The following is a 26,244-nucleotide window of genomic DNA, read 5'->3' as shown; positions in this document are numbered from 1 at the left end:
CTTGTCAGCTTTTTTGCAACGGTACTTCAAATTCAATAATTGATTCCCCATTCTCTCCAATTCGCTCTACACTAATTCTATCAACTACACATTGTAACTTTTCAGTGAAACTTTGAATATCTTTAGCTACTTCAGCAGCTAACTCAGCACTTTCTTTTCTCCCGACTGTTACATGCGGTATATATGGAATATCTTCTTTCAAAAATTGTAATAAAGCTCCTGTATACAGCAAATCATGCAATTCTTCTATTTGTTCTTTCCCTTCCTCAACTTCTAAAAACAAATAGTTTCCTACACTAGTGATACGATTTGCAAACTCAATTTCAATTTTACCTACCCCTTTTGATAAATTCAAAATATGAGATTTTAATTCATCATTTGAAATATTACTTTTAAATGGAAATACGATTGTTATATGTGGTGGAATTAATCCAAATAAAGGATCATGTTTATGTCTAATGTTCTCTATTTTATCGATGGACATGTTATTTAGAAAAACTAAAATTGTACGCATTTTTATCCCCGCAACTTCCCCTCATTATAATATGTATCATATTCTATGATAGCCTGTCCTTCAACAGCTTGTTTTACATACATGTAAAAATAAAGAAACTTCTCAAATGAGAAGTTTTCATATAGTGTGATTATTATTTTCCCGCCAAACTTTCCTAAACTTGATAAAACATGCAATTCTCCAAGGAATAATATACGAGACAGCAACAACATAAAATAATAAACCTATTGTTTGCTGATCTAAGTCAACAATAAATTGTCTTGAACCGTACCTCAAAATGATAAGTGCAATAAAAGTAATTAAAAAAGCTGCACTTTTTTTCGTATAAATATTCCCATCATCTCTTCGTTCATAATTTGTTAAAACTATAAGTGGTACGGCGAAAAGAACTCCAATAAATGCTGCTATAATAACTTGTAAAATAGCTGGATGCATAGGACCAAAAAACCATAAAACACCTGGTGTTAAAAATAATAATGGCCACAAAATACGTTTTCCCGTCCCCTTAATTGGCTTATGCATAGAACGATAACGACGCCAAAATATTAGTAGTGCAATACATAAAAATACGGTAATGAGTGAAGATGTGTCTCTCATTCGCTATCCTTCTCTCTTTAGTAATCTAATACTATTTCAAATCGTTTTTTCGAATGATACTTTTCGAATAAATATACCACTAGTTACGATATAAAGAACAGTTAATCCAATTGAAATAACAGTAAAATATGGAATATCTACTAAAGATCCATCACTCGTAAATAATAAACCAGTTATCCCTGCTTCCCCATAAAGCACACTATTTGTTGATAAGAAAAGTGTTCCACCAATCATAAGACCAATCCACTGAAATCGTTGTTTAAAAACCACTAGCACTTGGAAGAAACATGCTGTTGTAACATAAAATAAAAATTGCAAAATAAATTGTTGTACCGATTGCTCCCCAAAACTAACATTTACTAAATTATATTTTATATCTTGTAAAAGCATAACTTGAAGAAATGAAAAAAATGCAGATTGCAATACGATATAACAAACTGCCCCGATAAAATATTGGATTCTCGTTACACCGAATGAAACTGCTAAACGAAATAGCTCATCTTGTATGATGAAAACACTCCCTACTATAAATAGCATAATTGCTATTGAAGGGTTATTTATAATTTCGGGTAAATAACCAATGTTCGCTCCATTTAAATGAGCAGCATGTAAAGCCCCTTTTATTAATAAAGCTACAATCCAAAATATTATAATTGCTTTATAATGAAAATTTATATGTAACTTCAACTGCTTCATTAACATCGTCATTTCACTTCACCACCAGTTATGTGTATAAATAGTTTTTGTAATGTAATTCTATCAATTACTAAACCTTCTTTTTCAAGAGAGTAATAATCTTCATTAGAAAGTTCTTCCCATATAACAGTAATGCCTTTATTCCCATAGACTTCTCGATTTATTACTTTCTTATTTATCGAAAATTGATCTACTTTATCTATTTTCCCTGAAATAATATGAGCTTGTTGCAATAAATCTTCTACCGATGATTGAACAACTAGTTTTCCTTCTTTGATGATGATCACATCTTCAATCACACGGGTTACTTCTTCTACTAAATGTGTTGATAATATAATTGTTCGTGGATACTGACCATAATCTTCTAGTAGTAAACTATAAAACAACTCTCGATGTGCTGCGTCCAAACCTGTAGTCGGTTCATCAAAAATTGTTATTGGTGCCCTACTTGCTAATCCTTGAATAATTCCGACGATTGTTTGCATACCGTGTGATAGTTTATGATATTTCACTGTCATATTAAGCTGAAATTTATCAGCGAGTTCTTCAGCGTACTTTCCATCCCAGTTTTTATAAAACATGCTGCACATCTTAAAGATTTCTTTTACTTTATAACTTAAATGTGCTTCTTCTTTCACTTTAACAAAACAAATATTTTGCATTGCTTTACTATTTTCAAAAACATTTTCACCAAATATTGATACGCTACCACTACTTGAAGTAATTTGGCCTGCAAGTAAATTTAATAGTGTCGTTTTTCCTGCACCGTTTCTACCGAGTAAACCATATATTTTATGCTCTTCCAATGAAATCGTTACTTCATTTACTGCTACTTTCTTTTTATATTTTTTCGTTACATCTTTCGTTTCAAGTGCAATCATCCCTCTTTGCCCTCCTTCGTAATTTTTTGAATCATATCCATCAATTCGTCTTTCGATATTTCTAATACTTTTGCTTCTTCCCATACTTTAGGTAAATATTCGGTCATAAAAGTATTTTGTCTTTTTTTAAGTACGACTTCTTTCGCTCCCTTTGCAACAAACATCCCGATCCCTCTCTTTTTATATAGAATCCCTTCGTCCACTAATACATTTACCCCTTTAGCTGCAGTAGCTGGATTTATTTGTAACATCTTCGCAAATTGATTTGTTGATGGAACTTGTTCTTCTTCCAGTAATATGTCTTTTAAAATATCAGATTCAATCGTTTCTGCAATTTGTAAGTATATTAATTTATTTTGCTCCAGAGTAGGTTTCACAACTTCACCACCTTAGGTTCATAGGTTCATTACTTATGCAATTAACCATATCACATAAAAATGTTTATTTCCATAAATTTCTTTTACAAAAAAGAGAGTCATCCGTTTACGGATGACTCTCTTTCTAAAATTTTGAAGTTTCAACTCTTGTTCTCAATTTCTTTTCATTTTATTCCAACTGCTGCACTGGATATTTAGCAAATAAAGATTTCCGAAAATCTTTATCATTTATAAGCATTGTAATTTTTTCGTTATTGTCGCTAAGGAACTTTACTACTTTCTTTTTATCCCATATATCATCTTCTTTTGGAAAATCATCAATTTTTTCATACAAGATTGATAGTATTTCTTCTCTTTTTATCTTGAAATTTTTATTTTCTACTTGAAACTCGTAACTTTTCGCATTTGGTACTAAAATAGCTAGATAAATAACGTTAAAGAGAAAATTCTTCTCCATCGTGTCCTTACCATCAAACCAATACGTCTCAACCATGTCTTCTGTCAGAGTTCCATTTCCTTTTGCACCATAGTTTACCTTTATATTTTCATTCTCCAAACTAATACTTTGAAATGTATCACCACCAGGTAAATGATTAACAATTGCAACCACAACTGAGTTATTACCAACGTATGTCCCAGCATATTTTTTAAAATCACTAGGTTCAACATCAGATATTTCTTTTATTCTTTCTCCGTTAGAACAAGCAGCAATAAATAAAAAAATTGTTAGCATAATAATCACATCACGATGCATATATTTCATTTAGCTTCCCCCATTTTTATCAATATTTAGTTAATTATAATACATCTTCTCAAAACCTTTTGAAATATACGCATTTTAATCAAAATTAAAAATTTTCAATTTTCCTGTTTACAATTATCCATTAATTGTATATACTTACTAACGTAAGAAAAATATTCTAAAAGGAGGTCGAAGGAAATGATGAAATTACAATTACATGCTTTAACTTTAGCGTTAACTGCACCTTTGTTTTTCGGACAATTAAATATGAATTCGACCACCCTAATGGAGAATTGAAAATCGTACATTGTTTCGATTAATTCATAAATTCGCCACAGGAGGTCGTATACTTTCCTGTGGCTTTTTCGCGCCCTGCCATAGGAGAACTATATCTTCCTGTGGCTTTTTTGTGCGATTTTTTAGCCTCTTATATCATTTTGTTAAGAAAGGAGCAACATTCGATGACTATTAGCGTATTGTTTTTAAGTATTACGATTCAAAGAAATACAATTTCCCAAAATGTAATTCTTCATAATGAGCAAATTGAAAAAGCAATGAATGATGTTAAGGAGCGCCAAGCGCTTTATTGTGATCACCTGTAATTCCTTTTCGAAAGGAGGAATTCATTTATGACTTTTCATATTTTCTTTTTTACGACTGTACTTCAGAAAAACACTTTATCTGAAGATGAGATCATTCGTAAACAACAATTAAAACAACTAACTGATAAAATGACTGACATTAAAAGTTCATACTATACGCAAATGTATTAAAAATATATTTTTAAGGAGAAATACCTTCATGAAATTTAAAGCATTCTTTTTAACGATTACCATTCAAAAACGTAAGCTTTCACAGAAAGAAATTTCACGTGAGCAACACATTCAATCTATTATGGACGAAGTGAAAGAGCGTCAAGCTTCTTATTACAGCCGTCTTTTCTAAATAACTTTTAAAGGGGCAATACACTTATGAAATTTAAAGCATTCTTTTTAACAATCACTATTCAAAAACGTAAGCTTTCACAGAAAGAAATCTTACGCGAACAACACATTCAAACTATTATGGGCGAAGTAAAAGAGCGTCAAGCTTTTTATTGCAACCGTCTTTTCTAAATCATTTATAAAGGGGCAATACACTTATGAAATTTAAAGTATTCTTTTTAACAATTACAATTCAAAAAACTAAGTTCTCGGACAGTGAGATATTGCATGATCAACAAATTAATAAAGCTATGGAAGATGTAAAAGAACGTCAAAGTCACTACTGTAGCCATCTATAATTCCTTTCGAAAGGAGGAATGTATTATGAAGTTTCACCTTTTCTTTTTAACAATTACAATTCAGAAAAAAAACTTTTCTGAAGCTGAATTAAAACAAGAACAACAATATAAACAGGTTATAGATGAAATTCGAGATCGTAGAAGTAAATACTACTCTCACCTATAATCACAATATAAAACTTGAAAGGAGTCGATTATGATGTTGATAGCACGCTCTAAGGAAATGATTTGGATAGTTCAGAGGGATTCCACATAGTTTTATCGAGGCTATATTATACAAGTTTTCTGTTACATTTGATATGTAATAAATATATAATAAAATTGCATCAATACACTTTTTAACATCGATTAACAAACAAAAGATACACCACTTAAAAAGCGGTGTATCTTTCTCAGCATAAACTATTTTCGATTACTTCGTTTCGTCTTAAACAATCTCACTAAGTTCGATACAACTGTTTTTGTTACTGCATAAACTGGTACTGCCAAAATCATTCCGATAATTCCCGCAAAGTTACCTACCCCTAAAATTAAAATAATAATTGTTAACGGATGGATATTTAATTTTGAACTCATAATACGCGGTGAAATGATGTTACTTTCAAACTGTTGTACAATTGTTACGATAATAATTACGTACAACGCTTGCATCGGAGATACGAACAGACCTACAATAACAGCTGGTGCTGCACCGATAAATGGACCTAAGTTAGGAATGATATTTGTAAATGCTGCTATAATTCCTAAAACGAAAGCGTACGGTAAATCGATAATTAAATAACCGATAAAAGTAAAAGCACCTACAAATATACAAACGAGCGCTTGCCCTTGAATATATGCAGATAATGTTTCGTTCGTTTCCTTAATGATGCGAAGTCCTTCTTCACGGTAAGACTCTGGTAATAGGCTTACTGCTTTACCTGGAAACGCATGTCCATCTTTAAACATATAAAATAAAATGAATGGTACTGTGAAGATAACTAATGCAACGTTCGTGATAATACCAAATAAAGCCGTTGCACTCGACGTAATCGTGTTTGGTATATCCTTTAAGTATTCAATCGCATTTTTCTCAATTGTTTCAATGGAAACGTAGTTTTGTGTAGATAACCATTCAAATAATCTGTGATGGGATAAATCTTGTATGTATAGTTTCCCCTCTTTAATATAACCGGGCATATTTTTTACTAAATCCATTAACTGTTGTGAGATTGTTGGAACAACAACTCCAACTCCAACCGCAGTTAATGTTATGATAAAAAGATATAACAGTAAAATCGCTAAATTTCTAGGTACTTTTTTATTCTCCAAAAAGACTAACAATGGGTTAAATATGAAGTATAAAAATAACGCGATTAAGATTGGGAAAAACAACGTTGATATGAAGATACCAATCGGTTGAAATAAAAACGATATTTTTGTGCAAATAAATATGATCGCTACAACCATTAGCACTTCTAATGTCCAAAAGTGCACTTTCGATTTCAAAAAACTTCCTCCTTTAAACTAGCACTTCTCTTTATTGTACCAAAATACACTACAATTTCACATAATATTTTCCTTTACAATATTCCAAAATGCCAATAAATACACTACAATGAGATTACATACAAATTTGCAGGTAAAGGTGATAAAAATGACACAATGCATCATTTGCAGAAAAGATACGAAAGAACTTAGTGAACAATATGTCATTCCAGAAATATTATGTGGATATTATTTCACAAACTCAATTTGTGATACTTGTCATGAACAAATGACAACAAATATTGATCGTCCCTTAATTCGGCATAAATTAAGCCAATTTAAGATTGAGCAAATGAAAAAACAAATTGATTCCCCTCTCTATACGAATGAGCATGGTGAGGAACTTGCGGCTGCTGAAACAGATGTTGTTGAAGTAAGTGATGAAATACTTTATTCCAATGCATTAATTATGAAACTATGTAAAAAGCACGATATTTCACTACATAATGAAATTTGGAAAGAGGAACGTGTTACGAAAGTAGCTAGCTCTATTCAACGTGAATTACTTTTAGATAACCGTAAATACAAAATGAGCGTATTAAAAATGGCTTATACTTTTGCTGTCCAAGCTGTTGATGGCTATCTTGAAGATCCAGACGCGATTGATATTTCTAACATTCTATCAAATGCGGATTTCATGGAATTAAAAGAAAAGAGCATTGTCCGCGATTTGAGCAAAAGTTCTTTATGGAATACATTAAATACAAATAGCGAAAACCATTACTTTATTTTATTAAGTGATAAAGATGGCCTGTTCTGTTTCATTCGTCTATTTGATATTTTTGACGTTGTTGTTCATTTATCAGAAAAGAGGTATGAACTTCCATCGCCTATTGTCGGCGTAAATAATGTAAGTAAGCAGGAATTTTATGTCCAAACTTTAAAACAGTATATGGATGGGCTATTTAAAGAAAAAACTCCTTCTATGTAATCACAATCAGAACATACGGTCTCCTTTCTTGATGAAAAGACACTGTGTTATAATAAGTATGAAAAGAACAATACAATCACATAAACCAATTATTAATTGTATATAAATAAAAAAGACTAGTGTGCGGCTACACACTAGTCCACGTAACTTAGCAGATTGGATTGTTCATTTATCCTATTTGTTTCTTACAAACAAAACAACCCACATTCTATTGGCATAGGTGGGTTGTTATTTTTTGAGCTTGTCTATTAAAACGACGACGAACGTTAATAATGCAACGAGAAACAGTCCACCCTGCAGTAGCAACGCTATTTCACTCACGTATTATCACCCCCCTCCTACTTTGGAGAAGTGATAATTGAACAACCAACCGTACCTTAAGTTACTATTTAATTTTACCATATTTTCTAATAGTTTACGATGAAAACCCGCAAGTGAAATACTTGCGGGTTTTTTTATCCTATATTAACAGGAAGTTAACAAAATGAAGCAAAACATAGGTGAAACTACTTGTAAATGCCCGATTGGTTCAACTTTATTTCTCACTATTTTTTTAAAGCATATGCATCAGCTATCATTTCACCAACAATTTTATTTTCTTGTTTCTTCTCGTCTTTCAATAAAGGAAATAACAGTTCTGCCACTTCATATGCCTCTTCTAAATGAGGGTACCCTGATAATACAAACGTATCAATTCCTAAGGATTCATATTCTTTTATTCTATTTGCTACTGTATGCGGATCTCCTACAAGGGCAGTACCTGCACCACCTCTTACAAGCCCAATGCCAGCCCATAAGTTAGGACTTATTTCTAACGACTCCCGTGTACCTTTATTTAAATGTGTCATTCGTTTTTGTCCGACTGAATCATATCTGGCAAATGTTTTTTGAGCAAGCTCAATCGTTTCATTATCTACATATTGAATTAACTTTTCAGCCTCTTCCCATGCTTCTTCCTCTGTTTCTCTTACAATTACATGTAATCTGATGCCAAATCGTACTGCACGCCCCTTCTCTTCTGCAAGTTTTCTTACTTCATCTATTTTCTCTTTCACTTGCTCTGGTGGCTCTCCCCACGTTAAATATACATCACTATGTTCCGCAGCAACTTCTTTACCTGCAGCAGACGATCCGCCAAAATAAATTGTTGGATACGGTGTTTGAACCGGAGGAAATACAACTTTACTATCCGTAACTTGAATATGTTTCCCTTCTAAAGAGACCGTTTCACCTTGTAAGGTCGATTTCCAAACTTTTAAAAATTCATCCGCTGCTTCATACCTTTCATCATGTTCAAGATATAATCCATCGCCATGCAATTCAACAGGATCTCCTCCAGCTACTACATTAATAAGTAACCTCCCACCTGAAATTCTATCAAATGTCGATGCCATCCTCGCTGCAACTGTCGGTGACATTAGTCCTGGTCTAACTGCTACTAAAAATTTTAATTTCTCTGTTTCAGCAGCAAGTGCAGATGCTAATACCCATGGATCTTCACACCCTTGACCAGTTGGAAGTAACACACCCGTATATCCTAAATAATCAGCTGCCTGTGCAACTTGCTTATAATAACCATATTCAGCTGTCCTTCCTCTTTTTGTCGTCCCTAAATATCGACCATCTCCATAAGCTGGAATAAACCATAACAATTCCATATCTTTACACACCCCTTACTTATTTTAAAATAAAATACCCTATATAAATTACCCCTAATAATTTATATATTAATTCCCTGTCTCTCCTTTAAAATTATCTCGCCATCTCAAAAACTTCACTTCTAGTAAACGTACGAGTGAATCAGAAAACTTTCCGACAAATGCAAAGATAATAATACCGACAAATACGATGTCTGTATTTGAAAATTGCCTTGCATCCATAATCATATAGCCAATACCTTCTGTCGATCCCATAAGTTCTGCTACTACTAAACTCACCCATGCAACTCCTAAAGATAATCTTGCTCCAAGTAATAGATTCGGCAATGCAGCAGGTAAAATGAGTTTCGTAATTAATTTTCTTTTACTAAACTCTAACACTCTCGCAACATCAAATAGCTTTGAATCCACACCTCTTATTCCTAAAAATGCATTTACGTATAAAGGAAAAAATGCACCGTCCGCAATTAATAATACTTTCGATGTTTCTCCAAAACCGAACCATAATACGAAAAGCGGTGCCACAGCTAAATGGGGCACAGTTCTTAACATTTGTACTGACGGGTCTAAATATTGCTCACTTCTCGTTGAAAATCCAACAATCGTTCCTAGAATAATTCCTAAACCCCCGCCGATAAAGAAACCAGCCGCAGCCCTAAATACACTAACACTTAAATGACCGAATAACTCTCCTGTTTTTATAAGTTCTTGAAAAGCTAGAAATATATCTAATGGCGTCGGTAAAATTGTTTTAGAAACTAAATCGAATACGCCAGCTAACTGCCAAATAATTAATACGATAATCGGTATAGTAATTGCTCTTACTAGCACTTTTACATTAGTCTTTCGCACTTTCTTTACATTCTTTTTGCCAATCGTTATACCCGCTGGTTTCATAACAGCTTTCGTATTCTCCAATTTACAAAACCTCTTTTCATTTCGCCTTTAATGCTTTTTCTACGAAAGAATTATCTACAACTTTATCTGTCTTGATTTCTTTCTTTATAGAACCGAGCTTATATTGAAAATCCGCTGTCTTTTGCTGTTCGGCTATTATTTCTTTCGTTACAGGAACTAAAATTGGCTTGTCGTGATCAAATACTTCTTTTACAATTTCAGCATCTATTTTTTTTGCCGAAGTATATATTTTTATTGCTTCATCTAAGTCTGACTCTTGCCACACACGTGCCTTTTCATAAACTTTAAGAAATTTCTCAACTAATTCTGGATGTTCTTTCGCAAATTTTGTTCTCGCAATTAAAAATTCTGGAGAAGAAACATTTAATCGTTCACCATCTGTAATAACCTTGGCGCCTTTATTTAACGTATGTAGCGAAATGAATGGATCCCAAATGGCCCATGCATCTACTGATCCTGATTCAAATGCGGGCTGCGCTTCATCTGGTTGCAGTTGAATGACATTTACATCTTTCGCATTGATACCTTCTTTTTCTAAGGCTCGATACAATAAATTAAATGCGCTACTTCCTTTTGCTACTGCAATTTTCTTACCCTTTAAATCTTTTACACTCGTAATTTTACTATCTTTTTGTACAAGAATTCCTGTTCCTTTTCTTGCATAACTTGTATTAGCAATTTCGGTAAATTCAATACCAGCTGCTTGAGCTGAAATAACTGGGGAGTTCCCAACTTCACCAAAATCTAATCGATTTGATGCAATCGCTTCAAAATAGGGAGGTCCACTTTGAAACTCTGTCCATTTCACTTTAACTCCTTCTTTTTTAAACTCCTCTTCAAACCATCCTTTTTTCTGTGCCAGTAAGAGCGGACTTAACCCTTGCTGTATACCAATTTGTATTGTTACATCTTCTTTCTTGCTACTCGCTGTACTTTTTTCACACCCTAATAAAAATAAAGATATACCTAATGCAAAAGAAAGAACTTTTCCTTTTTTATTCATATATAATCCACCCTTTCCTATATACTCGTTTGAATCAGTCCCCCTTGTTCAAACTGCTGCAATACTTTCGTACGAATTTCTTGGAATAATTCCGAAGTTTTACTACGTGGATAAGGTAAATTATTTTCAATCACTTTATGTATTTTTCCAGGCTTTGCACTCATGATGATAATTCGGTTTGAGAGATATATCGCTTCGTCTATATCATGAGTAACAAATACCATTGTCGTTTTCTTCTGCTCCCAAATATTTAGCAGTACTTCTTGCAAATGACTTCTAGTAAAAGCATCAAGTGCCCCGAATGGCTCATCAAGTAATAATACATTCGGATCCCTTAATAAAGCTCTCGCAATCGCAACGCGTTGTGACATCCCGCCTGAAATTTCTTTCGGATAGGATTTTTCGAAACCGTCTAATCGAACGATTTCAACCCATTCTTTTACTTTATCTTTTACATGCTTATCCTTTAACGACAAATCTGCAGCAATATTTTCTTCAACTGTTAACCATGGAAATAAGCGATGTTCTTGAAAAATAAAACCTTGTTTCTTACTCGGTTTTACGATTTGTTCCCCATCAATGACAATCTTACCTTCAAATTCGTTATCTAACCCCGCAACAATTTTCAAAAGCGTACTTTTCCCGCAACCACTCGGTCCAATTATGGTGACAAAATCCCCTTTCTCTAATTGAAAATTAATATCTTCTAATACTTGAACCGTACCAGTTTGTTTCGAAAAATATTTTGATACCCCATCAATTGAAACCGTCACTTCTTCCCCTCCTTGAAATGATTCATTTAAATGAATAGATGCAACATTTGTACAATAAAAAAACCAAAGGCATTTCATCTTGTAATGAAATGCCTTTGGTTTCTCCAATCAGCTATACGTTATAGAATTAACTACATATTATACAAATTTTTCCGATAAGTCAACTAGGTTTTAATGAACGTTATTTATTTTTAAAAATAGTAACAGTTTCTGAAATGATGTTTGGAAGCGATTCTTGAATTGTATTTTTGACTGTATGAAGAGCTTTTTCTACATATCCGTCTTCAAATTGTTCTAACGGCTCAGGTAATTCATCCTCATCCAGTATAATAAACTCTCCACTGGGAAGTACCATAATATCAAGGATTAAATCTTCAAAGGATACAACTTCGTCCGATATATATGTATTCTTTACAATATTAAAATAAGAACCTAGATAACTCCCATCATGATCTCTCCAAACGTATAAATTATATGGACGATTCCTCCAGTAGTATGCAATTGTACAACTTCCTTTCGAGATCGTTAACTTCTTATCGTTCGCTTCCATTGTAAAAGAGTACAGTACTTCATGATACAAAACAATTTTGTCCTGCTGCGCTTCTACTAGTAAACAAGCATGATCTACAGTTGTAGCATCATATCGGATTTTTCTTTCAATAATTTCAATCCCTGACGGACGTAAGCAACTCATTTTTTAAATACCCCTTTTATTTTAGTTCTTTCATTATAACTCTTTATATTTCCGCTAAGAAAGCGTTCAGTCTATTCGTTCATTATTTTTTTAGTTAAAATTTATATAATCTCATTTTCTACTTCACAAAAAAGTCCCTTCTAAGTTAGAAGGAACTCTATTTGTATTATTATTTTATAACCCATGATTTGTAAGCCTTCACTTCTAAACGAAACTTAGATTCTTTTAACCACTCCACAGCACTACATACAAGAGGAGATGAATTACCTTCAGTAATACTTTCTATTGGAATCCACCTAGCTCCTAATGAATCTTGCTCTTCAAATTGTTCCAGTACTTTGAATTCACCTTCGCACCTTTCTACAAAGTAAAAAACTGCGATATGATGTACATGTGTGTACTCCTTGAATTTTGATGGAAATTGAAAATCAATTGTACCTACTTGTTTTACTACCGTTACATTTAGCCCAGTCTCTTCTTTAATCTCTCTATGAAGTCCACCTAATAATGATTCCCCATCTTCTAAACTACCACCAGGTAAATCATACCGATTTCTATATGGACCTTTAATTTTATCAATTACTAATAAATTCTTGTTTTCGATACAAATTCCGTACACACCAAACGCACGATGAAAATTAGTAGCATTATTCATGCTTCAACTTCTCTGTGACCATATCATAAAATCTCCGTTCCTCATCAACATTTAAGTGAACGCGGCTTACTGTTTTAGAAAATCCATATAACAATTGCGCTTTTACAGGCTCTTTTAGTGTTATTTCAAATGTTGGAGGTTCCTTTATAAATTCCATCACAGTTGCGTCAAGGACCTCTTTCTCTTTCTTTAAAGATTCTCCTTTATAAAACAAAATTTTATCAATTTGTGTAAATGGTATAACAATTTTCTTACCTAATCCAATTTGAATGATTATTTGTTCTTCTGTAATGATAATCGGATTTTTACGCATTGCTTGTATTTCAGCTAAAAAATAAAACATTGCGTATATGTTTAAAATAAGTAAAATCCATGCTATTACTGGATTCCATTGATGAAGCAAATAATGAAAACCGATACTTTCTATTAAGGTCGCATGGATAATCATGATATATACACCTATTGCTCCAGTCTTTTTGTGATATGAGTACACGGATTCACCTTCTGGTACTGTTGCACGCCACGATAAAAATGCATAATAGATTAACTTACACTCTGTTACAATGATATCTACTAATTTATTTCTTTTCATAGTAGCATCAAACGCTGCATCAATCGCATAAGAAAATGAAGAATATTCTCTTCTATATTCTTTAAATCGTTTGATTGTTTCAGGAAGCACTTTAACGATTTTATAGAGAAGGAAAAATTCTAGACCTACAAAAGCAATTTCTCCCGCAACTATAATATAAGAAACGTTTGAAAACGCTCGTAAATAGTCGCTTGGAATAATAAATCTTGCAAATATATAACCAGCTATTACGACAGGGAATATATACGTTAACGAGTATCTTTTTCGAATAATAAAGAAATACGTAATGACCGGAATTACAAACATACAATCTAACAAAGAACCAAGCACTACTTCATTCGGAGCAGCTGGTACAATCGGAAGGGTATACAATAAATAGTTTGATAACAAGATGAAAGATACGAGTCCAATCCAAATGCCTTTTCGCCTTCGCGATAGTGAGACATTCATATGTTCACTCCTCTATTTAAAAACCTCGTTTAAATGGTCTTTATAAAATATAATGGCACGTTCAAATTCTTTAACTTCATCTACTTTTATAACCGTTTCAAGTAATAATTTCATCGCGGATTCATGATCGTTTACGTTATATTTTGCTAATGAGAGAAACACTTTAATCACGTCGTTATCCGAAAACTGCTGCATACCTGTTTCTAAAACAGTTATCGCCTTGTCATACTCACCTATACAACGATATGTACTTCCAAGACCGATATATGCATCGCAAAGTGACTCACCCTCAAGACCGTTTGCAATCGCCTGTTCATAATATGGCACAGCCTCTGTTTCAAGTCCCATTACATCATGTATCCAGGCACATTGAAAAAGCACTTCTGCATCCCGCGTAAAGTTTGTTAACCCAATAAGTATCTCTTTGGACTGCGCATATTTCTTCTCATCTCTTAGTTTAATAGCTTGCTTTAATAAATGTTCCATAGAATCCACTCCTCACCAATTATTCTATGTATCCATCTTGAATGGTTAACGTTCGTGTAAAAGTAAAATCCCCTTAAATTAAAGCTTCACTTACCTATATATACTATGCGGATTCACTCTTATCCAAATACTTAAAATTATAAAACGGTAATGTGATTACATAGCACTTCTAACCTTTGAACAATTTCTTTCGCTGTTTCATCTTTCCCATTACATAACTTCCCTTTACCATCTTGTCCAATTACGTAGTGCACTGCTCCGCGCGAATATAAAGAATGTGGTGAATTTGCAATCATTACATTTGCCTTAGCTTCTTTCATTCTATTTCTCGCTCTTTCAAACAGTTCTTCTTCATTTACATCACTTTCAAGTTTAAATCCAACGAGTACCGTTTCTGGATCCCACTCTTTTATATGTTTTAATACTTTCGGAGCCTTTTGAAAATGAATAATTGGCGCAATATCACTTGAAATTTTCCCATTCATATCAAGAACATTACCATCTTGATCACAAATTTTGTCTACAACCCAATCTGATCCAGCCGCTGCCATAATGACCGCATCGACCTTTTCATGCGTAAGTATACTTTTCATTTTATCTTGCAAATCAACAATTCCTTCAAATGGATGTAATTCCAATTGATTATATATATCGTTCGGTTTTTCGGCGAAATAACCGTGTAAATATATAACATGTGCCCCTTTATTAATAAGCTCTTCGGCGATTATTCTCCCAATTGTGCCTTTCGCCATATTCGTATGCCCGCGTACTTGGTCCCATTTTTCTAAACAACCACCACTCGTAATTAATACCTTTTTCCCCTTCATTGTAACCATCCCTTACTGATTTTTCTTACGAAACCATTCTGTTCCAAAATCAACGATATCTCGTTGATTCATAAGACGGCACGTTGCATTTCCTATTTTTCCAGTTGTTACAGTTCCTTTTCGCTCAAACTCTACACCGATTTCTACAAACTTATCAGAATCGTAATCCATATCAACAAACTCTTTCCATACTCTTTCCCCATTCTCTATAATTGGTGCCCCTACTTTTATTAACTCACATGCACCAGTACGTACTTCAGATAAATGAACAGACGTATTGGAATCATATCCAACACCAATTAATAATATGTATCCGTCTAAATCGTATATTTTTCTTAATGGAGATTCCTCTCCTAAACTCATTGATAGCGACTGATTCATCGTTATTTCTTCTGCATGCTTTCCCCATGCAGCAAAACTTCCTAATGGATGGTTGCTACGTACTACATTCGGATATGTACGAAAACATTCAACTACTTTTCCCATTGCCCTTGTTGGTGTAATATGTGGCTCAAATGCCGGGACATTATCTCGGATAATTTGCCACCATTCTTCAGGTACAGGCGGTCTTGACCAATGTTTCGGATCAGATAAATCCGAAGATTGTGTTGGCATAATAATTGTTCCCTCTTCCGTAATCACTTTCATTAACGCCTCTACTACCGCAACTGCTCCGCCAGATACCCAGCCAATAGAACTGAGCGAAGAATGTACAATAACCGTCATTCCTTTTTCTAACCCTAATTCTCTTAAATCATTTGTAATTGTTTTGATTGTATTTGGCAATTGTGTATTTGCCACTATGTCATTCATTTTCACGATTGTTCCCCCATTTTGTATTAAACTACTACATATATATTATCATATTTTTCTTAATTTTTAACTTAATCATTTTCATCCATACAAAAAATGGTAATATATTAATATTATATAACAAAAGAAGAAAAATAAAGGCGTTACGTCAAACAATAATAACACTAATATAAACGAAAGAGCTCATCGAAAATGATGAGCTCTTTCGTTTACCCTTCAATTGTAACCCCTGTAAACATCGATAAGTTTCCTGTTATTTTCTCACCTACACGTAAAAATAACCCTGCGGCTCTCCCGCTAATACAGTGTGAACCAATTAATAGTTTACCAGTATATGGACCATCCCATGTGTCAATTGTATAGTCAGGCATTTCTATGTATTGCTGGTATATTTTTCGCTGTCCAAAGTAATACTCCGTTTTATCTTCAGCTAATAGTTCATCATTATCGTATATAGATACCCCTCCACCTTCACGTCCGTATAAAGGCTTAGAAACATATGATGCATCTCTTTCTATAAATGGTCTATTTGTAAAATATGTTGGTATGAAGTAGTTCTGAATGATTTCTCTCTCTTCTTTCTCAAAGAAAACTCCCTCTTCGAACAGTTGCCAAATTAATGCGAGTACACTTTTATTTTGCATAAGAAAAGCAGCAGGTGGATTAATGATTTTCACTCTTCCTTGCGCTATATGATCTAAAAACTGAAGTCCAATTCTTTTCCCATTTTTATCGGCATCTGAAACTAAATATTCAATTGGATATAGTCTATATAAATAATGGATTCGTTCACCATTTTGCGTATATATACCATCATCTGCAACAACGATATCTTGTATGCCTATATAGTCCGTTGATTGATCTAAGCAATAGCTTCTTAAAAATTGAACTGTTTGATGATCTTCATCATGCCAATCATAACTAGTAAAATATATCGTCTCTATAGGACTTATATTATAGTCATGTTTAATTTGTTCCCATGCCTGCACAATATGCTCTTCTATATGATTTGGGTGATTCACATCGTGATAACGGCATAACACTTCATTTGCGACAGACGGCTCTAAATAACCTGTTGGTGTATCACAATTTACTTCTATTAATTTTATATCTTCACCATTTACGATAAAGTCAAACCTTGTAAAATATGAAAACAAGCCAATATGTTTCATTCTCGCAATTTCCCACGTTTCAGCTGGAAACCCTAGTGTTTGAAAATCTTCTGTCGTATTTACAATATATTGATACGTTCTATATAACACATACATAATTTCTTCTGTCGCTTTTAAAATAGCAGTATATGTGTTTGCTGGCATACGATACATACCCGTTGCCATATATTGATTCCATTCTTCCTTCTCTAAAAGACTCGGCCACGTAAATCCATTCCGACCAGCCTCTTCCGCAAGTGAAAACCATACTTTCATATACTCTTTCTGCTCTTGTTCTGTATACATGATCCTATTATCCTTTCGTGTTATGATCCGGCTGGCGCTTTTGCGTTTCCAATTCCACTTGAACCAGAATTCACTTTCGGCGTTTGAGTAGTAGATGATTTCGGCGTATTTGTATCTGGCGTCACTTTATTTGATGTACTCGGCTGTTGTTTGTTTAAATCTACTTTATTGGAAGAAGAATTATTGTTGTTACTGTTAGTTCCACCATAGTATCCTCCACCACCGCTGCCACCAGTTCTACTTTGGTCTTTTTCACGATATGGAATAATATTATTTGCATACGGTTTCTTCATTATATTTGGTTTTGCTGTATAATTCATATTTGAGGTTCTGTTTGCTAATAAATAGCCTGCTACGAATGGAAGTATTGGTAAATGTGAATTTTCATTATACGATGAAAAAGATGGATTATTTTCCTTACATAACTCATCATTTTCTACATTTTCATTAGTAGGGGTTTTATCGTCACAATTTAATGTTTCTTGTTCATTTCCTTGTTTTCCACCATCTGTTTTAATAGCAGTACTTTCTTTCTGGGCCGTTTCTTCTTCATAATCGCCACAGCCTGTTAATAAAAAAGATGACACCCCTATTGAAGTAGCAATTTTTATAAATTTACTTTTATCCATTCTCATGTGTTATACACCTAATTTCTTTTATCTATATTTTTCCAGATACCTTTATTATATAATGTAATTCTTACTTTTTTCAAACTATAATCAATATGTATATTTGCATATTTTCAATGCTATCCTTCTAGATAGCATTGAAACCTTTCGACTCCCGGATATTTTTCTCCTAAACTTTTAACCTGAAAACCAATTTTTTTATAAAATTCTACTGCCTCATTGTCTGTCTCTGCTTCTACATAAGTCAATTGATGTATTCTTAATACTTCCTTTATCATTTGTAATGCAATTCCTTTATAGCGATATTGCGGAGCGACTGCTATGTGGCATATTCTCGCTTTATTTGTTCCAATTATTTCAATACCTATACAAGCTTTTTCTTCATATTTGTAAAAAGTCCCTTTATTCCTTTCATAAAATAAAACTGCTTTCTTTAAGCTAGTTTCACTTGGACCAATTGCATACTGTAGTACATTTAAAATTGAATCTTTTTCAATTTGTTCAACACGATATAAATTCATACTTCCATCCCTTTCTATGAAAAAAGACTAGCCCTTTATAAAAAGAGCTAATCTCATTACGCCGTTATTTTTTCTTCTTTTTTCACAACTACAGCCACATAACTATGTAGTATCATCCCAATAATAACTAGGCTCATACCAATCCAAGATAAAGATGACGGAATTGGTGCCGATAGCAAGATGAGTTCTCCTGCTAGCGCAAATAAAACTTCACCAGACTGAGTTGCTTCCACTGTTGCTAGTTTTTGTGGATCATCTTTTACAAGATCTGTCGCAAAGAAGAATAATACCGTCGCGATTAAACCTGAACTAACCGCTACTATAAAACATTGAAAAACTTGACTACTTGACGGTAGCCCGCCTGTTGATACTTCATAACCAGATAGTAAAAACCAAAATGGTAAACTTGCTAATGTCATACCGAGAACTCGCTGGAATACATCTAATTCCCCTTTACAAACTTGCATCATTTTTCGATTTCCAAGTGGATACGCAAACGCTGCAATAAGGACAGGAACTACACATAAAACGGTTTCACGAATTCCTAATGAAGAAGCATGTTCTACTTGCATGAATACAACACCGCATAAAATAATGCCCGACATAACTAGTTCTTTCATTGGAAGTTTTTTATGTAATGGATCCACTGCAAAAAATGGTGTTAACAAAATACCTGCGACGATTGTAATTTGCCATGTTGATGCAACGAGCCAACCAGGTCCAAAAGCTCCAGCAAAACTAAGCGGAGCATAAAAGAGGCCAAATCCAACGATACTCCACACTAACCATTCTTTCGGATTATTTTTCATATATTGAAAGAGTTGTTTTAAGTTACCTCTATACATGACAATGAGTAAAAGCATTGGAACCATAAAGTAGTACCGTAATGATGCACTCCAAATCCAGCTTCCACCCTCTAAGTCCATCGCCCGGTTTAAAACGAAGGTAAAGGCAAAGAAAAATGATGCCAATATCCCTATTGCAATAGCTTTCATTATAAAACCCCTTATTTAGTTTGTTCTTATACTATACAACAAATTAAATATAATTAAAATTTGAAATCTTTATCTCGCATGTATTCTAGTTCTATATAGTTTTCTCAACTGGCTAATATGAGCTTGATGATACCGATTATGATCAGCTATATGCCATATCCCCCACCTTATAGTCGCATTTTCTCCCTTTTCATAAAAAACCTCTCGTGTTAAATCAGCTTCTGTTAGTTTCATACATTCCTCATAAAACATATGTTGCACAGCTTCATAATCTTGCATTAATTGTTGCAACGCCTGTTTTCTTAAACTCGGTAGTTCTCCTGCTTCATTTAACATTGGTCCATATATATTATTAAGTGTCCGTGGAACTGCCTCTCCTTTTAAACGGTACACCCAGTATAAATCCACAACTGCTAAATGTTGAAGTAGTTGTCCAATGCTATTTTCTTTATTTTCTGACCCTTTAAAAGACAGTTCTTTCTCATCAGTACCTTCTACTAATTTTTGCAATCGTTTAAATGTATCCGTAACCATCGCATACAAAATTGCAACTTGCGGGTTCATATTTTTTTCTAAATGGAGATCTTTCATACTAAACTTCCTCCATTAAAAGAATAACACCATATGTTCATCATCACTATACACACCATTCATTTTTATAGCTCTCTTTTCAATCCCATATGTTTTAAAGCCCATCGATTCATACAATTTTTTTGCTGGTTCATTTGTGGACACAACACCTAATGTCAATTGTTCCAAGTTCATTTCTCTTGATCTTTCAATTGCCTTACGTATTAACTCACGTGCAAGGCCACTTCTTCGATTACCTGCATCTACGTACATCGCAACGATATGACCTTTATGTTTATACGCCTCTTTCTCTTCTGTTAGTAAAGTGACAACTCCAACTAATTGATGATCCTCATTAAAAGCACCAAATGTACAACTAGTAGTAGCTGTTAAATTACTTTCCACTCGTTTAATAGGATTTTCCTGACGAATCGCCTCTTCATAAGTTGTTACAAATGCCTCTGGGTTTATTTGTAATGCTTGTAAACGTAAATCCCAATATTTTTTCGCATCTTCTTTCGTAAGTAATCGAATCATATTTCTCCAGCCCCTTTTAATTAACATAATATTATTATAAACTATTATTCAAAGATTCGTATTCTTCTCTTAACATACTATAACGATAACGATGAATGAACTTTCCTTGACGTAATCGATCATTTCTCATTAGTCCTTCACAAACAAAACTAGCCTTTTCATAACTCTTTCTAGCTTGAAAATTATCTTCATCTACACGTAGCCAAACTTTTTCTAATTCAAATTCAAAGAATGCTTCATGTAACATACTATATAGGGCTGCCATTCCATACCCTTTACCCCAATATTCTTTATTACCAATCGCGATTCCCAGTTCTGCATTTTGATTTGTTTTATCAAAATTTTTAAGATCTACCCATCCAATATGTATGCCGTTCTCTGCAGTGATAGCTCTTTGTTCATAGCCATTTTTCCGATTTATACATGCTTCAATCCATTTTTTCGTTTCTTCACGAGTAAACGGTGGATATTGATCTGGTACAACTAAATGTTTTGTTACTTTTGTATCTAATGACCATTGATATCGATCTTCTACATCATCTAGTGTCAGTTCTCTTAATTGAACGAATGGTACATTCATTGTGCTATCCCCTTTTTATTTTCCTATAGAAAACCCTTCGAACATTCTTCCTCCATACTGTTCTAGTGTTTTTTCTACAAAAGTAATTAATTTACTTTTCTCTCCTGTTGTATAAAAATGATCAAACGCCGCTACAAATTGATCTGCATATTTTTCATCATATTTTCTAAGTACTCTTATAAACCATTTTGAATTTCCGAGCCATTTCCGATTTACTCTTAATACATATTCATGTACTAAATCAGCTAATAGATTCGCGATAAACAATTCTTCTTCTCTTTTTGTAGCCCCGATAAAGTCATCCAAAGTATCCGTAATAAAATATCGCTTCTGCTTCATCATTTCTTCAGTCCATTTAACTGGTCCTTTATTTAGTAAATCATTTGCTTCTCTTTTTAATTCATCAACAATTTCATTTTCACCTTTTAATACAACTCCCTCTGAGACTAATTGTGGCAACGAAGGTCTTCCACGATCACAATCCATTTTAAAAAAGGTTTTATACGTTTCAAAATTATGTACAAACACCTCAACGGGCCATCCATTACTATAGAAAGATTCTCTATAACAAGATGACAAACTACAATCTATTATTACAATGTCCAGATCAGATGTTTTTGTCGCTTCTCCTCGTGCAACGCTTCCTCCCAGTAAAGCTACATCACAATTCGGAAATTGTGATGTAATGATGCTTTGTGCCGCTTCCATTGCTTTCATAACCGTTCTCCTATTCTTATTTCACTTTCTTTTTTTCAGCTCTTTCTTTTGTTTTTTTTATATAGGCTTCTGCATCAGGTGTTTTACATGACGTTTCACCGTGATCAACTTCTACTTTCCCAATCACGCGTGCAGTTTCAATCGCCTGTCGTTCCAAACTTTCATTCCGAACACCTACTGCAATTAAAGCTCTATTCATCGCTTCTCTTTTACGATTTTTTTCATTATGTATATAAGTTTTAATCTCTTCTAGATACGGCAAAAAGAAATCATCATGTAACGTTTTATTTTTAATCGCGATATTCGCTAATAATGACCAACCTGCTCTTCCGATCCATTCATCATCAGACTTTGTCCATTCTTCCATTCTTTCTATCGCGATTGGCGATGTACAAATAGCGGTCATCAAAACGTCCATTAAACAATAATAATCAACTTCCTGTACCCATTTATTTAGCTGTTCTGTCGTAACTTTTTTCGGATCTAAAATCATCGTCGCTAAAGTCATTGCATCCATATTTTTTGTTTCCCATAATAAAATTGCTAAATCATGATCTTTTTTTATCTTCTTTTTTAACAATTTTAAATTGGCAAAACTAACTCCGAAGAGTGGCTCTTTCGCTCCGTGGTTTTTATACGTTTTACGATTTTGTTCTGTTCCATATTCCTCTAGTTGTTGCATTACTTCTTCCAGTAACATATGCACACCTCTTTTTCTTTTATGTTGATTTCATATATGTATGTACGATATATTCTACATTACTTTTTGGTTTTCCTATATGTATTTTTAAAATACGGTATGTGAAATTTTATAGTTGCTATATATAACTAAAACAACCACGAAAAACCTGTACATTTTACCTATACAGGTTTTCATTTCATCAATTTCCCAAAGTGTAAGAAATAGAATTTGAAAGAACTTTTATTTGTTTGATTCTTTCTTTATTTTTTGTAAGCTCTTTACATCTGACCACTCTTCTATAGACCCTGCGTCCGGAAAAACTGTAACTACATTAAAATTCGCACCTTTTTCTTTTCCAATTTGTTTAGCAGCTAATAAATTCGCTGCCGCAGACGTTCCTACTTTCATACCAGTTTCATTATAAAAACGTGCCATTTCATACAAGGTTTCTTCATATGAATAAGTCCATTGTTTTTCTATCAAATTGTCTTCCTGTTCTATGAAATGTTGTTTCCTTCCTAAGCCAAACCCACCTGATCCAGCATATTTCTTTAAATCATTCGGTGGTTGTTCGGAACCATAAGGCAATTCAGCAGGCATTACTAAATGTAGCTCAACATTTTTGGTATAATTCTTTACTTCTTTATAGACTCCCATTAGAGTTCCACCAGTACCAGCAGATGCTACCATGCGTGTATTGGTTTTCCATTCATTTGTGTAATAATTTCTCTGCCTGTACCTTCTATATGACTTAATAGATTTGCGTTATTATAATGTTGGAATAAAAAGTATAACTCTGGTTTTTGTTTGCTAATCTCAATTGCCTTTTCAATTACTGCGTAGAAACCCATACATTTATCAACTAAAATCACGTTAGCTCCATAACACTCAAGTTCATTTAGTAATGATTTACCAGTTCCAGAACTTAAAACTAACGTGCATTCAACCTCTAAATAATAACAAATATAACTAATTGATCTCGCTAAACTTCCACCACTATACTCTAAGATAGGTTGTTTTTTGTCCGCTTCTTGTAAATATTTTTTAATCATTCCAAGTGCAGCTCTATCCTTAATCGATTCTGTAGGGTTGTGCCATTCACATTTAGCATAAATAGAAAAATCCTTCGTTTCTTCGCATTCTAATTTAATGAGAGGTGTGTTCCCAACATTTTTAGCAAACTCATGAAAATGCTTTAATGTCATACTTCTATTCCTCCTACATAAATCATATTTATTTTTAGCTAAAATACTTTCTACAATTTCATAACTCTCTTAACTAAATCTTTTTATATAAAAATCCCTACAAATGCTGTAGGGATTTATGACTCAATCATTTTGTTACACTACATTACATACAAAAAGAGCTTCTTTATTCAAATGCATTCATAAGCACAATTCTCCAACCATCTGGATCCTCTATTGTGATCCCTTTCTCTATCCAATACGGATTTTCTGGTTCTACCTCATGATAGCCCATATTACTTAATCGATTCACTATTTTTTCAATTTCATCTTTATTAGGCATATAAAAAACTAGTAAATTATCTTTTGTCGGTGCCGGACATGGACTTCCATTAACGTGCGTTGTAAACTCCAAATGATACTCGGCATCCGGTAATCCAAACATAACCCCATCATATCCTTCATGATTGTGAAATTCTCCTATACGCTTTAACCCTAACCCCGTCTCATAAAAACTTATAACTTCTTCAAATTTATCTGTTGGTCTTGCAATTCTAAATTGAACCCAATTCTTCATGCAAATCTCCTCCTTTTCATTTTCCAAAGCTTTATAGTAATCATTATAAGTTACATATATTTCCTTTCATATCCCTCATTAGTATGAGAACTACCTAAGTTGAAAGACCTATTAGTTTATAAATAGTAGGACTTTAGTATTAAATTCATATAAAAGTAGTTATATAAATATTGAGATGAAATAAATAGTTATTTCTTATATTTTATTACGTATGAAAAAGTTCTCCTTGCAGAGCCTTTATATACCGATCAGCAGATCTTTGTACAGCCTTATTCGCATCTTCCACCACACCATGAAATGCATTATATAGTCGACTAAATTGGATATCTTTTACTTTCTCTGCCATATCTCTAACTTTATTCGCTGGTAATGGAATGAGATTTGGATAACTATACATAAAACTTACCCATTTTTGATCAGAAACTACTTGTATAATATCACCTGATAACAAAATTCCTTTCCCTTCGTTACCTTCTTTCCAATGCATAACAGTCCCACCCTTAAAATGGCCTCCTAAGCGATGCAATGTAAGTTCTTTCGATAATATCAAATGTTCCCCAGACCAAAATTTAATTTGTTTACTCGGGCGAACCACCCACTCTTTATCATCTTCATGAATATAGATAGGTACATTGAATGTTTCCGCCCATTTTACTTGTGTAGAGTAATAATGTGGATGAGAAAGTGCTATTGCTTGAATACCACCTAAATCATATATACTCTGAATCGTCTTATCATCTAAATAACTAATGCAATCCCACATAACATTTAGAGTTTTACTTTGTATTAAAAATGCTGTTTGTCCAATTGCAAATTTAGGTTTTGTAGTAATGCTATACAAACCACTTTCTTCTTTTATTATTTCATTTTTGTATAAATTGCTATTTTGCATAGTTTCTAATGTTGTCCATGACTGCCCAATTAGATTCACATATTGCCTTTCCTCATTACAAATTTTACAACTAGAAGGCGCTTCTTCATTTTCAGGATACTGTACTCCACATGTAGTGCAAATATAATTAACCATATTCCCACTCCCTTATTAAATTTAATTGTTCTTATACCAATATTTTAATAGAAAACAAAAATATTCGAATCAATAATTGGAATGAAAATGAAGTGATACGAAAGTATGATGAATCCCTTTTCGTTTTGATACCCGTTCGTCTAAAAAAGCACATACTTCATTATTAAAAGAATTAAATTTAATGCTTGAAAATTTTCATAATAAAGTTTAAAATCACCCTTTTTTTCAAGACTACAATTGATACAAAATCTTGCATACTTTTGACCAAACTTTTTTACGTTTGTAAAAAAGTTTTTTTGCAATTACCGCCCTATAATTGCTAATATAGTAGAGTAGAACTTTTATAGAGAGA

The 26,244-nt window shown here is 33.3% G+C and carries 36 protein-coding genes and 1 pseudogene; 7 read left to right on the top strand and 30 right to left on the bottom strand.

The window, feature by feature from the left end:
* Window positions 1-4: 4 nt before the first annotated feature.
* The 6 genes from AABL52_RS12885 to AABL52_RS12860 form a co-directional block, all read right to left on the bottom strand.
* Complete coding sequence (locus AABL52_RS12885) at window positions 5-514, bottom strand: 2'-5' RNA ligase family protein (RefSeq protein WP_341519589.1); 510 nt, start codon at window positions 512-514, stop codon at window positions 5-7.
* Between the two features lie 117 nt (window positions 515-631).
* Window positions 632-1,111 (bottom strand): CcdC family protein, encoded by a 480-nt coding sequence (locus AABL52_RS12880; protein WP_341519588.1) that lies wholly within the window; start codon window positions 1,109-1,111, stop codon window positions 632-634.
* Between the two features lie 36 nt (window positions 1,112-1,147).
* Window positions 1,148-1,819 (bottom strand): DUF4052 family protein, encoded by a 672-nt coding sequence (locus tag AABL52_RS12875; protein WP_341519587.1) that lies wholly within the window; start codon window positions 1,817-1,819, stop codon window positions 1,148-1,150.
* A complete protein-coding gene (locus AABL52_RS12870; protein WP_341519586.1) occupies window positions 1,816-2,688 on the bottom strand; it encodes an ABC transporter ATP-binding protein in 873 nt (290 codons plus the stop codon). Before AABL52_RS12870 ends, AABL52_RS12875 begins: the two co-directional genes overlap by 4 nt.
* Window positions 2,685-3,065 carry a GntR family transcriptional regulator gene (locus tag AABL52_RS12865; RefSeq protein WP_000805194.1) on the bottom strand — a complete coding sequence of 127 codons (381 nt, stop codon included), beginning with the start codon at window positions 3,063-3,065 and terminating at the stop codon, window positions 2,685-2,687. Before AABL52_RS12865 ends, AABL52_RS12870 begins: the two co-directional genes overlap by 4 nt.
* A gap of 169 nt (window positions 3,066-3,234) precedes the next feature.
* Window positions 3,235-3,828, bottom strand: coding sequence for a DUF4825 domain-containing protein (locus AABL52_RS12860; RefSeq protein ID WP_341519585.1), 594 nt, complete (start codon window positions 3,826-3,828; stop codon window positions 3,235-3,237).
* Window positions 3,829-4,268: 440 nt separating this feature from the next.
* Here AABL52_RS12860 and AABL52_RS12855 point away from each other — a divergent pair, with 440 nt between their 5' ends.
* Genes AABL52_RS12855 through AABL52_RS12830 form a run of 6 tightly spaced genes read left to right on the top strand, consistent with a single transcriptional unit; the run spans window position 4,269 to window position 5,255 of the window.
* On the top strand, window positions 4,269-4,409 hold the full coding sequence (locus AABL52_RS12855; RefSeq protein WP_341519584.1) for a YrzI family small protein: 141 nt from the start codon (window positions 4,269-4,271) through the stop codon (window positions 4,407-4,409).
* A gap of 27 nt (window positions 4,410-4,436) precedes the next feature.
* On the top strand, window positions 4,437-4,580 hold the full coding sequence (locus AABL52_RS12850) for a YrzI family small protein (protein ID WP_000142721.1): 144 nt from the start codon (window positions 4,437-4,439) through the stop codon (window positions 4,578-4,580).
* Between the two features lie 28 nt (window positions 4,581-4,608).
* Window positions 4,609-4,752: a YrzI family small protein gene (locus AABL52_RS12845; RefSeq protein ID WP_000668969.1), complete on the top strand. Its 144-nt coding sequence runs from the start codon at window positions 4,609-4,611 to the stop codon at window positions 4,750-4,752.
* Between the two features lie 26 nt (window positions 4,753-4,778).
* Window positions 4,779-4,922 carry a YrzI family small protein gene (locus tag AABL52_RS12840; protein ID WP_000668967.1) on the top strand — a complete coding sequence of 48 codons (144 nt, stop codon included), beginning with the start codon at window positions 4,779-4,781 and terminating at the stop codon, window positions 4,920-4,922.
* Window positions 4,923-4,948: 26 nt separating this feature from the next.
* The gene (locus AABL52_RS12835) at window positions 4,949-5,089 is read left to right on the top strand and encodes a YrzI family small protein (RefSeq protein ID WP_000669813.1); all 141 of its coding nucleotides are present in this window, start codon (window positions 4,949-4,951) and stop codon (window positions 5,087-5,089) included.
* Window positions 5,090-5,114: 25 nt separating this feature from the next.
* On the top strand, window positions 5,115-5,255 hold the full coding sequence (locus AABL52_RS12830) for a YrzI family small protein (protein ID WP_000668501.1): 141 nt from the start codon (window positions 5,115-5,117) through the stop codon (window positions 5,253-5,255).
* A gap of 236 nt (window positions 5,256-5,491) precedes the next feature.
* Here the strand turns inward: AABL52_RS12830 and AABL52_RS12825 are convergent, their stop codons facing one another.
* Window positions 5,492-6,577 (bottom strand): AI-2E family transporter, encoded by a 1,086-nt coding sequence (locus AABL52_RS12825; protein WP_000837880.1) that lies wholly within the window; start codon window positions 6,575-6,577, stop codon window positions 5,492-5,494.
* A 148-nt stretch (window positions 6,578-6,725) separates the two neighbouring features.
* On the opposite strand from AABL52_RS12825, the gene AABL52_RS12820 reads away from it, so the two are divergent.
* The gene (locus tag AABL52_RS12820; RefSeq protein ID WP_341519583.1) at window positions 6,726-7,547 is read left to right on the top strand and encodes an HNH endonuclease; all 822 of its coding nucleotides are present in this window, start codon (window positions 6,726-6,728) and stop codon (window positions 7,545-7,547) included.
* A 228-nt stretch (window positions 7,548-7,775) separates the two neighbouring features.
* Here AABL52_RS12820 and AABL52_RS12815 read toward each other — a convergent pair whose 3' ends face one another.
* The 23 genes and pseudogenes from AABL52_RS12815 to AABL52_RS12705 form a co-directional block, all read right to left on the bottom strand.
* Complete coding sequence (locus tag AABL52_RS12815) at window positions 7,776-7,868, bottom strand: putative holin-like toxin (RefSeq protein WP_001289320.1); 93 nt, start codon at window positions 7,866-7,868, stop codon at window positions 7,776-7,778.
* A 224-nt stretch (window positions 7,869-8,092) separates the two neighbouring features.
* A complete protein-coding gene (gene ssuD / locus AABL52_RS12810; RefSeq protein ID WP_341519582.1) occupies window positions 8,093-9,205 on the bottom strand; it encodes an FMNH2-dependent alkanesulfonate monooxygenase in 1,113 nt (370 codons plus the stop codon).
* A gap of 69 nt (window positions 9,206-9,274) precedes the next feature.
* A complete protein-coding gene (locus AABL52_RS12805) occupies window positions 9,275-10,123 on the bottom strand; it encodes an ABC transporter permease (RefSeq protein ID WP_000432125.1) in 849 nt (282 codons plus the stop codon).
* Window positions 10,124-10,139: 16 nt separating this feature from the next.
* Window positions 10,140-11,126 (bottom strand): aliphatic sulfonate ABC transporter substrate-binding protein, encoded by a 987-nt coding sequence (locus AABL52_RS12800; RefSeq protein ID WP_341519581.1) that lies wholly within the window; start codon window positions 11,124-11,126, stop codon window positions 10,140-10,142.
* Between the two features lie 17 nt (window positions 11,127-11,143).
* Window positions 11,144-11,899 carry an ABC transporter ATP-binding protein gene (locus AABL52_RS12795; protein ID WP_341519580.1) on the bottom strand — a complete coding sequence of 252 codons (756 nt, stop codon included), beginning with the start codon at window positions 11,897-11,899 and terminating at the stop codon, window positions 11,144-11,146.
* 181 nt (window positions 11,900-12,080) lie between these two features.
* The gene (locus AABL52_RS12790; protein ID WP_001277680.1) at window positions 12,081-12,593 is read right to left on the bottom strand and encodes a DUF402 domain-containing protein; all 513 of its coding nucleotides are present in this window, start codon (window positions 12,591-12,593) and stop codon (window positions 12,081-12,083) included.
* A 169-nt stretch (window positions 12,594-12,762) separates the two neighbouring features.
* Window positions 12,763-13,248 carry an NUDIX hydrolase gene (locus AABL52_RS12785; protein ID WP_001057907.1) on the bottom strand — a complete coding sequence of 162 codons (486 nt, stop codon included), beginning with the start codon at window positions 13,246-13,248 and terminating at the stop codon, window positions 12,763-12,765.
* A complete protein-coding gene (locus AABL52_RS12780; protein WP_001103142.1) occupies window positions 13,241-14,290 on the bottom strand; it encodes a hypothetical protein in 1,050 nt (349 codons plus the stop codon). The genes AABL52_RS12785 and AABL52_RS12780 overlap by 8 nt, the downstream gene beginning before the upstream one ends.
* Before the next feature lie 12 nt (window positions 14,291-14,302).
* Window positions 14,303-14,776 carry a tetratricopeptide repeat protein gene (locus tag AABL52_RS12775; protein WP_341519579.1) on the bottom strand — a complete coding sequence of 158 codons (474 nt, stop codon included), beginning with the start codon at window positions 14,774-14,776 and terminating at the stop codon, window positions 14,303-14,305.
* Between the two features lie 137 nt (window positions 14,777-14,913).
* Entirely contained in the window at window positions 14,914-15,603 is a 690-nt protein-coding gene (locus tag AABL52_RS12770) for a phosphopantothenoylcysteine decarboxylase (RefSeq protein WP_341519578.1), read from the bottom strand.
* A 12-nt stretch (window positions 15,604-15,615) separates the two neighbouring features.
* Window positions 15,616-16,416, bottom strand: coding sequence for a BA2930 family N-acetyltransferase (gene aacC, locus AABL52_RS12765; RefSeq protein WP_341519718.1), 801 nt, complete (start codon window positions 16,414-16,416; stop codon window positions 15,616-15,618).
* 209 nt (window positions 16,417-16,625) lie between these two features.
* On the bottom strand, window positions 16,626-17,873 hold the full coding sequence (locus AABL52_RS12760; RefSeq protein WP_341519577.1) for a glutathionylspermidine synthase family protein: 1,248 nt from the start codon (window positions 17,871-17,873) through the stop codon (window positions 16,626-16,628).
* 20 nt (window positions 17,874-17,893) lie between these two features.
* On the bottom strand, window positions 17,894-18,508 hold the full coding sequence (locus tag AABL52_RS12755) for a hypothetical protein (protein ID WP_341519576.1): 615 nt from the start codon (window positions 18,506-18,508) through the stop codon (window positions 17,894-17,896).
* 113 nt (window positions 18,509-18,621) lie between these two features.
* A complete protein-coding gene (locus AABL52_RS12750) occupies window positions 18,622-19,023 on the bottom strand; it encodes a GNAT family N-acetyltransferase (protein WP_341519575.1) in 402 nt (133 codons plus the stop codon).
* A gap of 56 nt (window positions 19,024-19,079) precedes the next feature.
* On the bottom strand, window positions 19,080-20,018 hold the full coding sequence (locus AABL52_RS12745) for a DMT family transporter (RefSeq protein ID WP_097843542.1): 939 nt from the start codon (window positions 20,016-20,018) through the stop codon (window positions 19,080-19,082).
* Between the two features lie 69 nt (window positions 20,019-20,087).
* Window positions 20,088-20,609, bottom strand: coding sequence for a DinB family protein (locus tag AABL52_RS12740; RefSeq protein ID WP_097843543.1), 522 nt, complete (start codon window positions 20,607-20,609; stop codon window positions 20,088-20,090).
* Between the two features lie 15 nt (window positions 20,610-20,624).
* Window positions 20,625-21,125, bottom strand: a complete 501-nt coding sequence (locus AABL52_RS12735; protein ID WP_098238453.1) for a GNAT family N-acetyltransferase — start codon at window positions 21,123-21,125, stop codon at window positions 20,625-20,627.
* Window positions 21,126-21,159: 34 nt separating this feature from the next.
* The gene (locus AABL52_RS12730; protein ID WP_341519574.1) at window positions 21,160-21,705 is read right to left on the bottom strand and encodes a GNAT family N-acetyltransferase; all 546 of its coding nucleotides are present in this window, start codon (window positions 21,703-21,705) and stop codon (window positions 21,160-21,162) included.
* Between the two features lie 15 nt (window positions 21,706-21,720).
* Window positions 21,721-22,422 (bottom strand): nucleotidyltransferase domain-containing protein, encoded by a 702-nt coding sequence (locus AABL52_RS12725; RefSeq protein WP_341519573.1) that lies wholly within the window; start codon window positions 22,420-22,422, stop codon window positions 21,721-21,723.
* A 16-nt stretch (window positions 22,423-22,438) separates the two neighbouring features.
* The gene (locus AABL52_RS12720) at window positions 22,439-23,122 is read right to left on the bottom strand and encodes a DNA alkylation repair protein (protein ID WP_098238456.1); all 684 of its coding nucleotides are present in this window, start codon (window positions 23,120-23,122) and stop codon (window positions 22,439-22,441) included.
* A gap of 222 nt (window positions 23,123-23,344) precedes the next feature.
* A pseudogene (locus tag AABL52_RS12715) lies at window positions 23,345-24,309 on the bottom strand (pyridoxal-phosphate dependent enzyme).
* Window positions 24,310-24,475: 166 nt separating this feature from the next.
* A complete protein-coding gene (locus tag AABL52_RS12710; RefSeq protein ID WP_000800664.1) occupies window positions 24,476-24,865 on the bottom strand; it encodes a VOC family protein in 390 nt (129 codons plus the stop codon).
* Between the two features lie 205 nt (window positions 24,866-25,070).
* Window positions 25,071-25,892 carry a hypothetical protein gene (locus AABL52_RS12705; RefSeq protein ID WP_341519572.1) on the bottom strand — a complete coding sequence of 274 codons (822 nt, stop codon included), beginning with the start codon at window positions 25,890-25,892 and terminating at the stop codon, window positions 25,071-25,073.
* Between the last annotated feature and the right edge of the window lie 352 nt (window positions 25,893-26,244).

Source organism: Bacillus paramobilis, from assembly GCF_038096195.1.
Taxonomy (GTDB): domain Bacteria; phylum Bacillota; class Bacilli; order Bacillales; family Bacillaceae_G; genus Bacillus_A; species Bacillus_A mobilis.
This window is presented reverse-complemented; position numbering and strand designations above follow the sequence as displayed.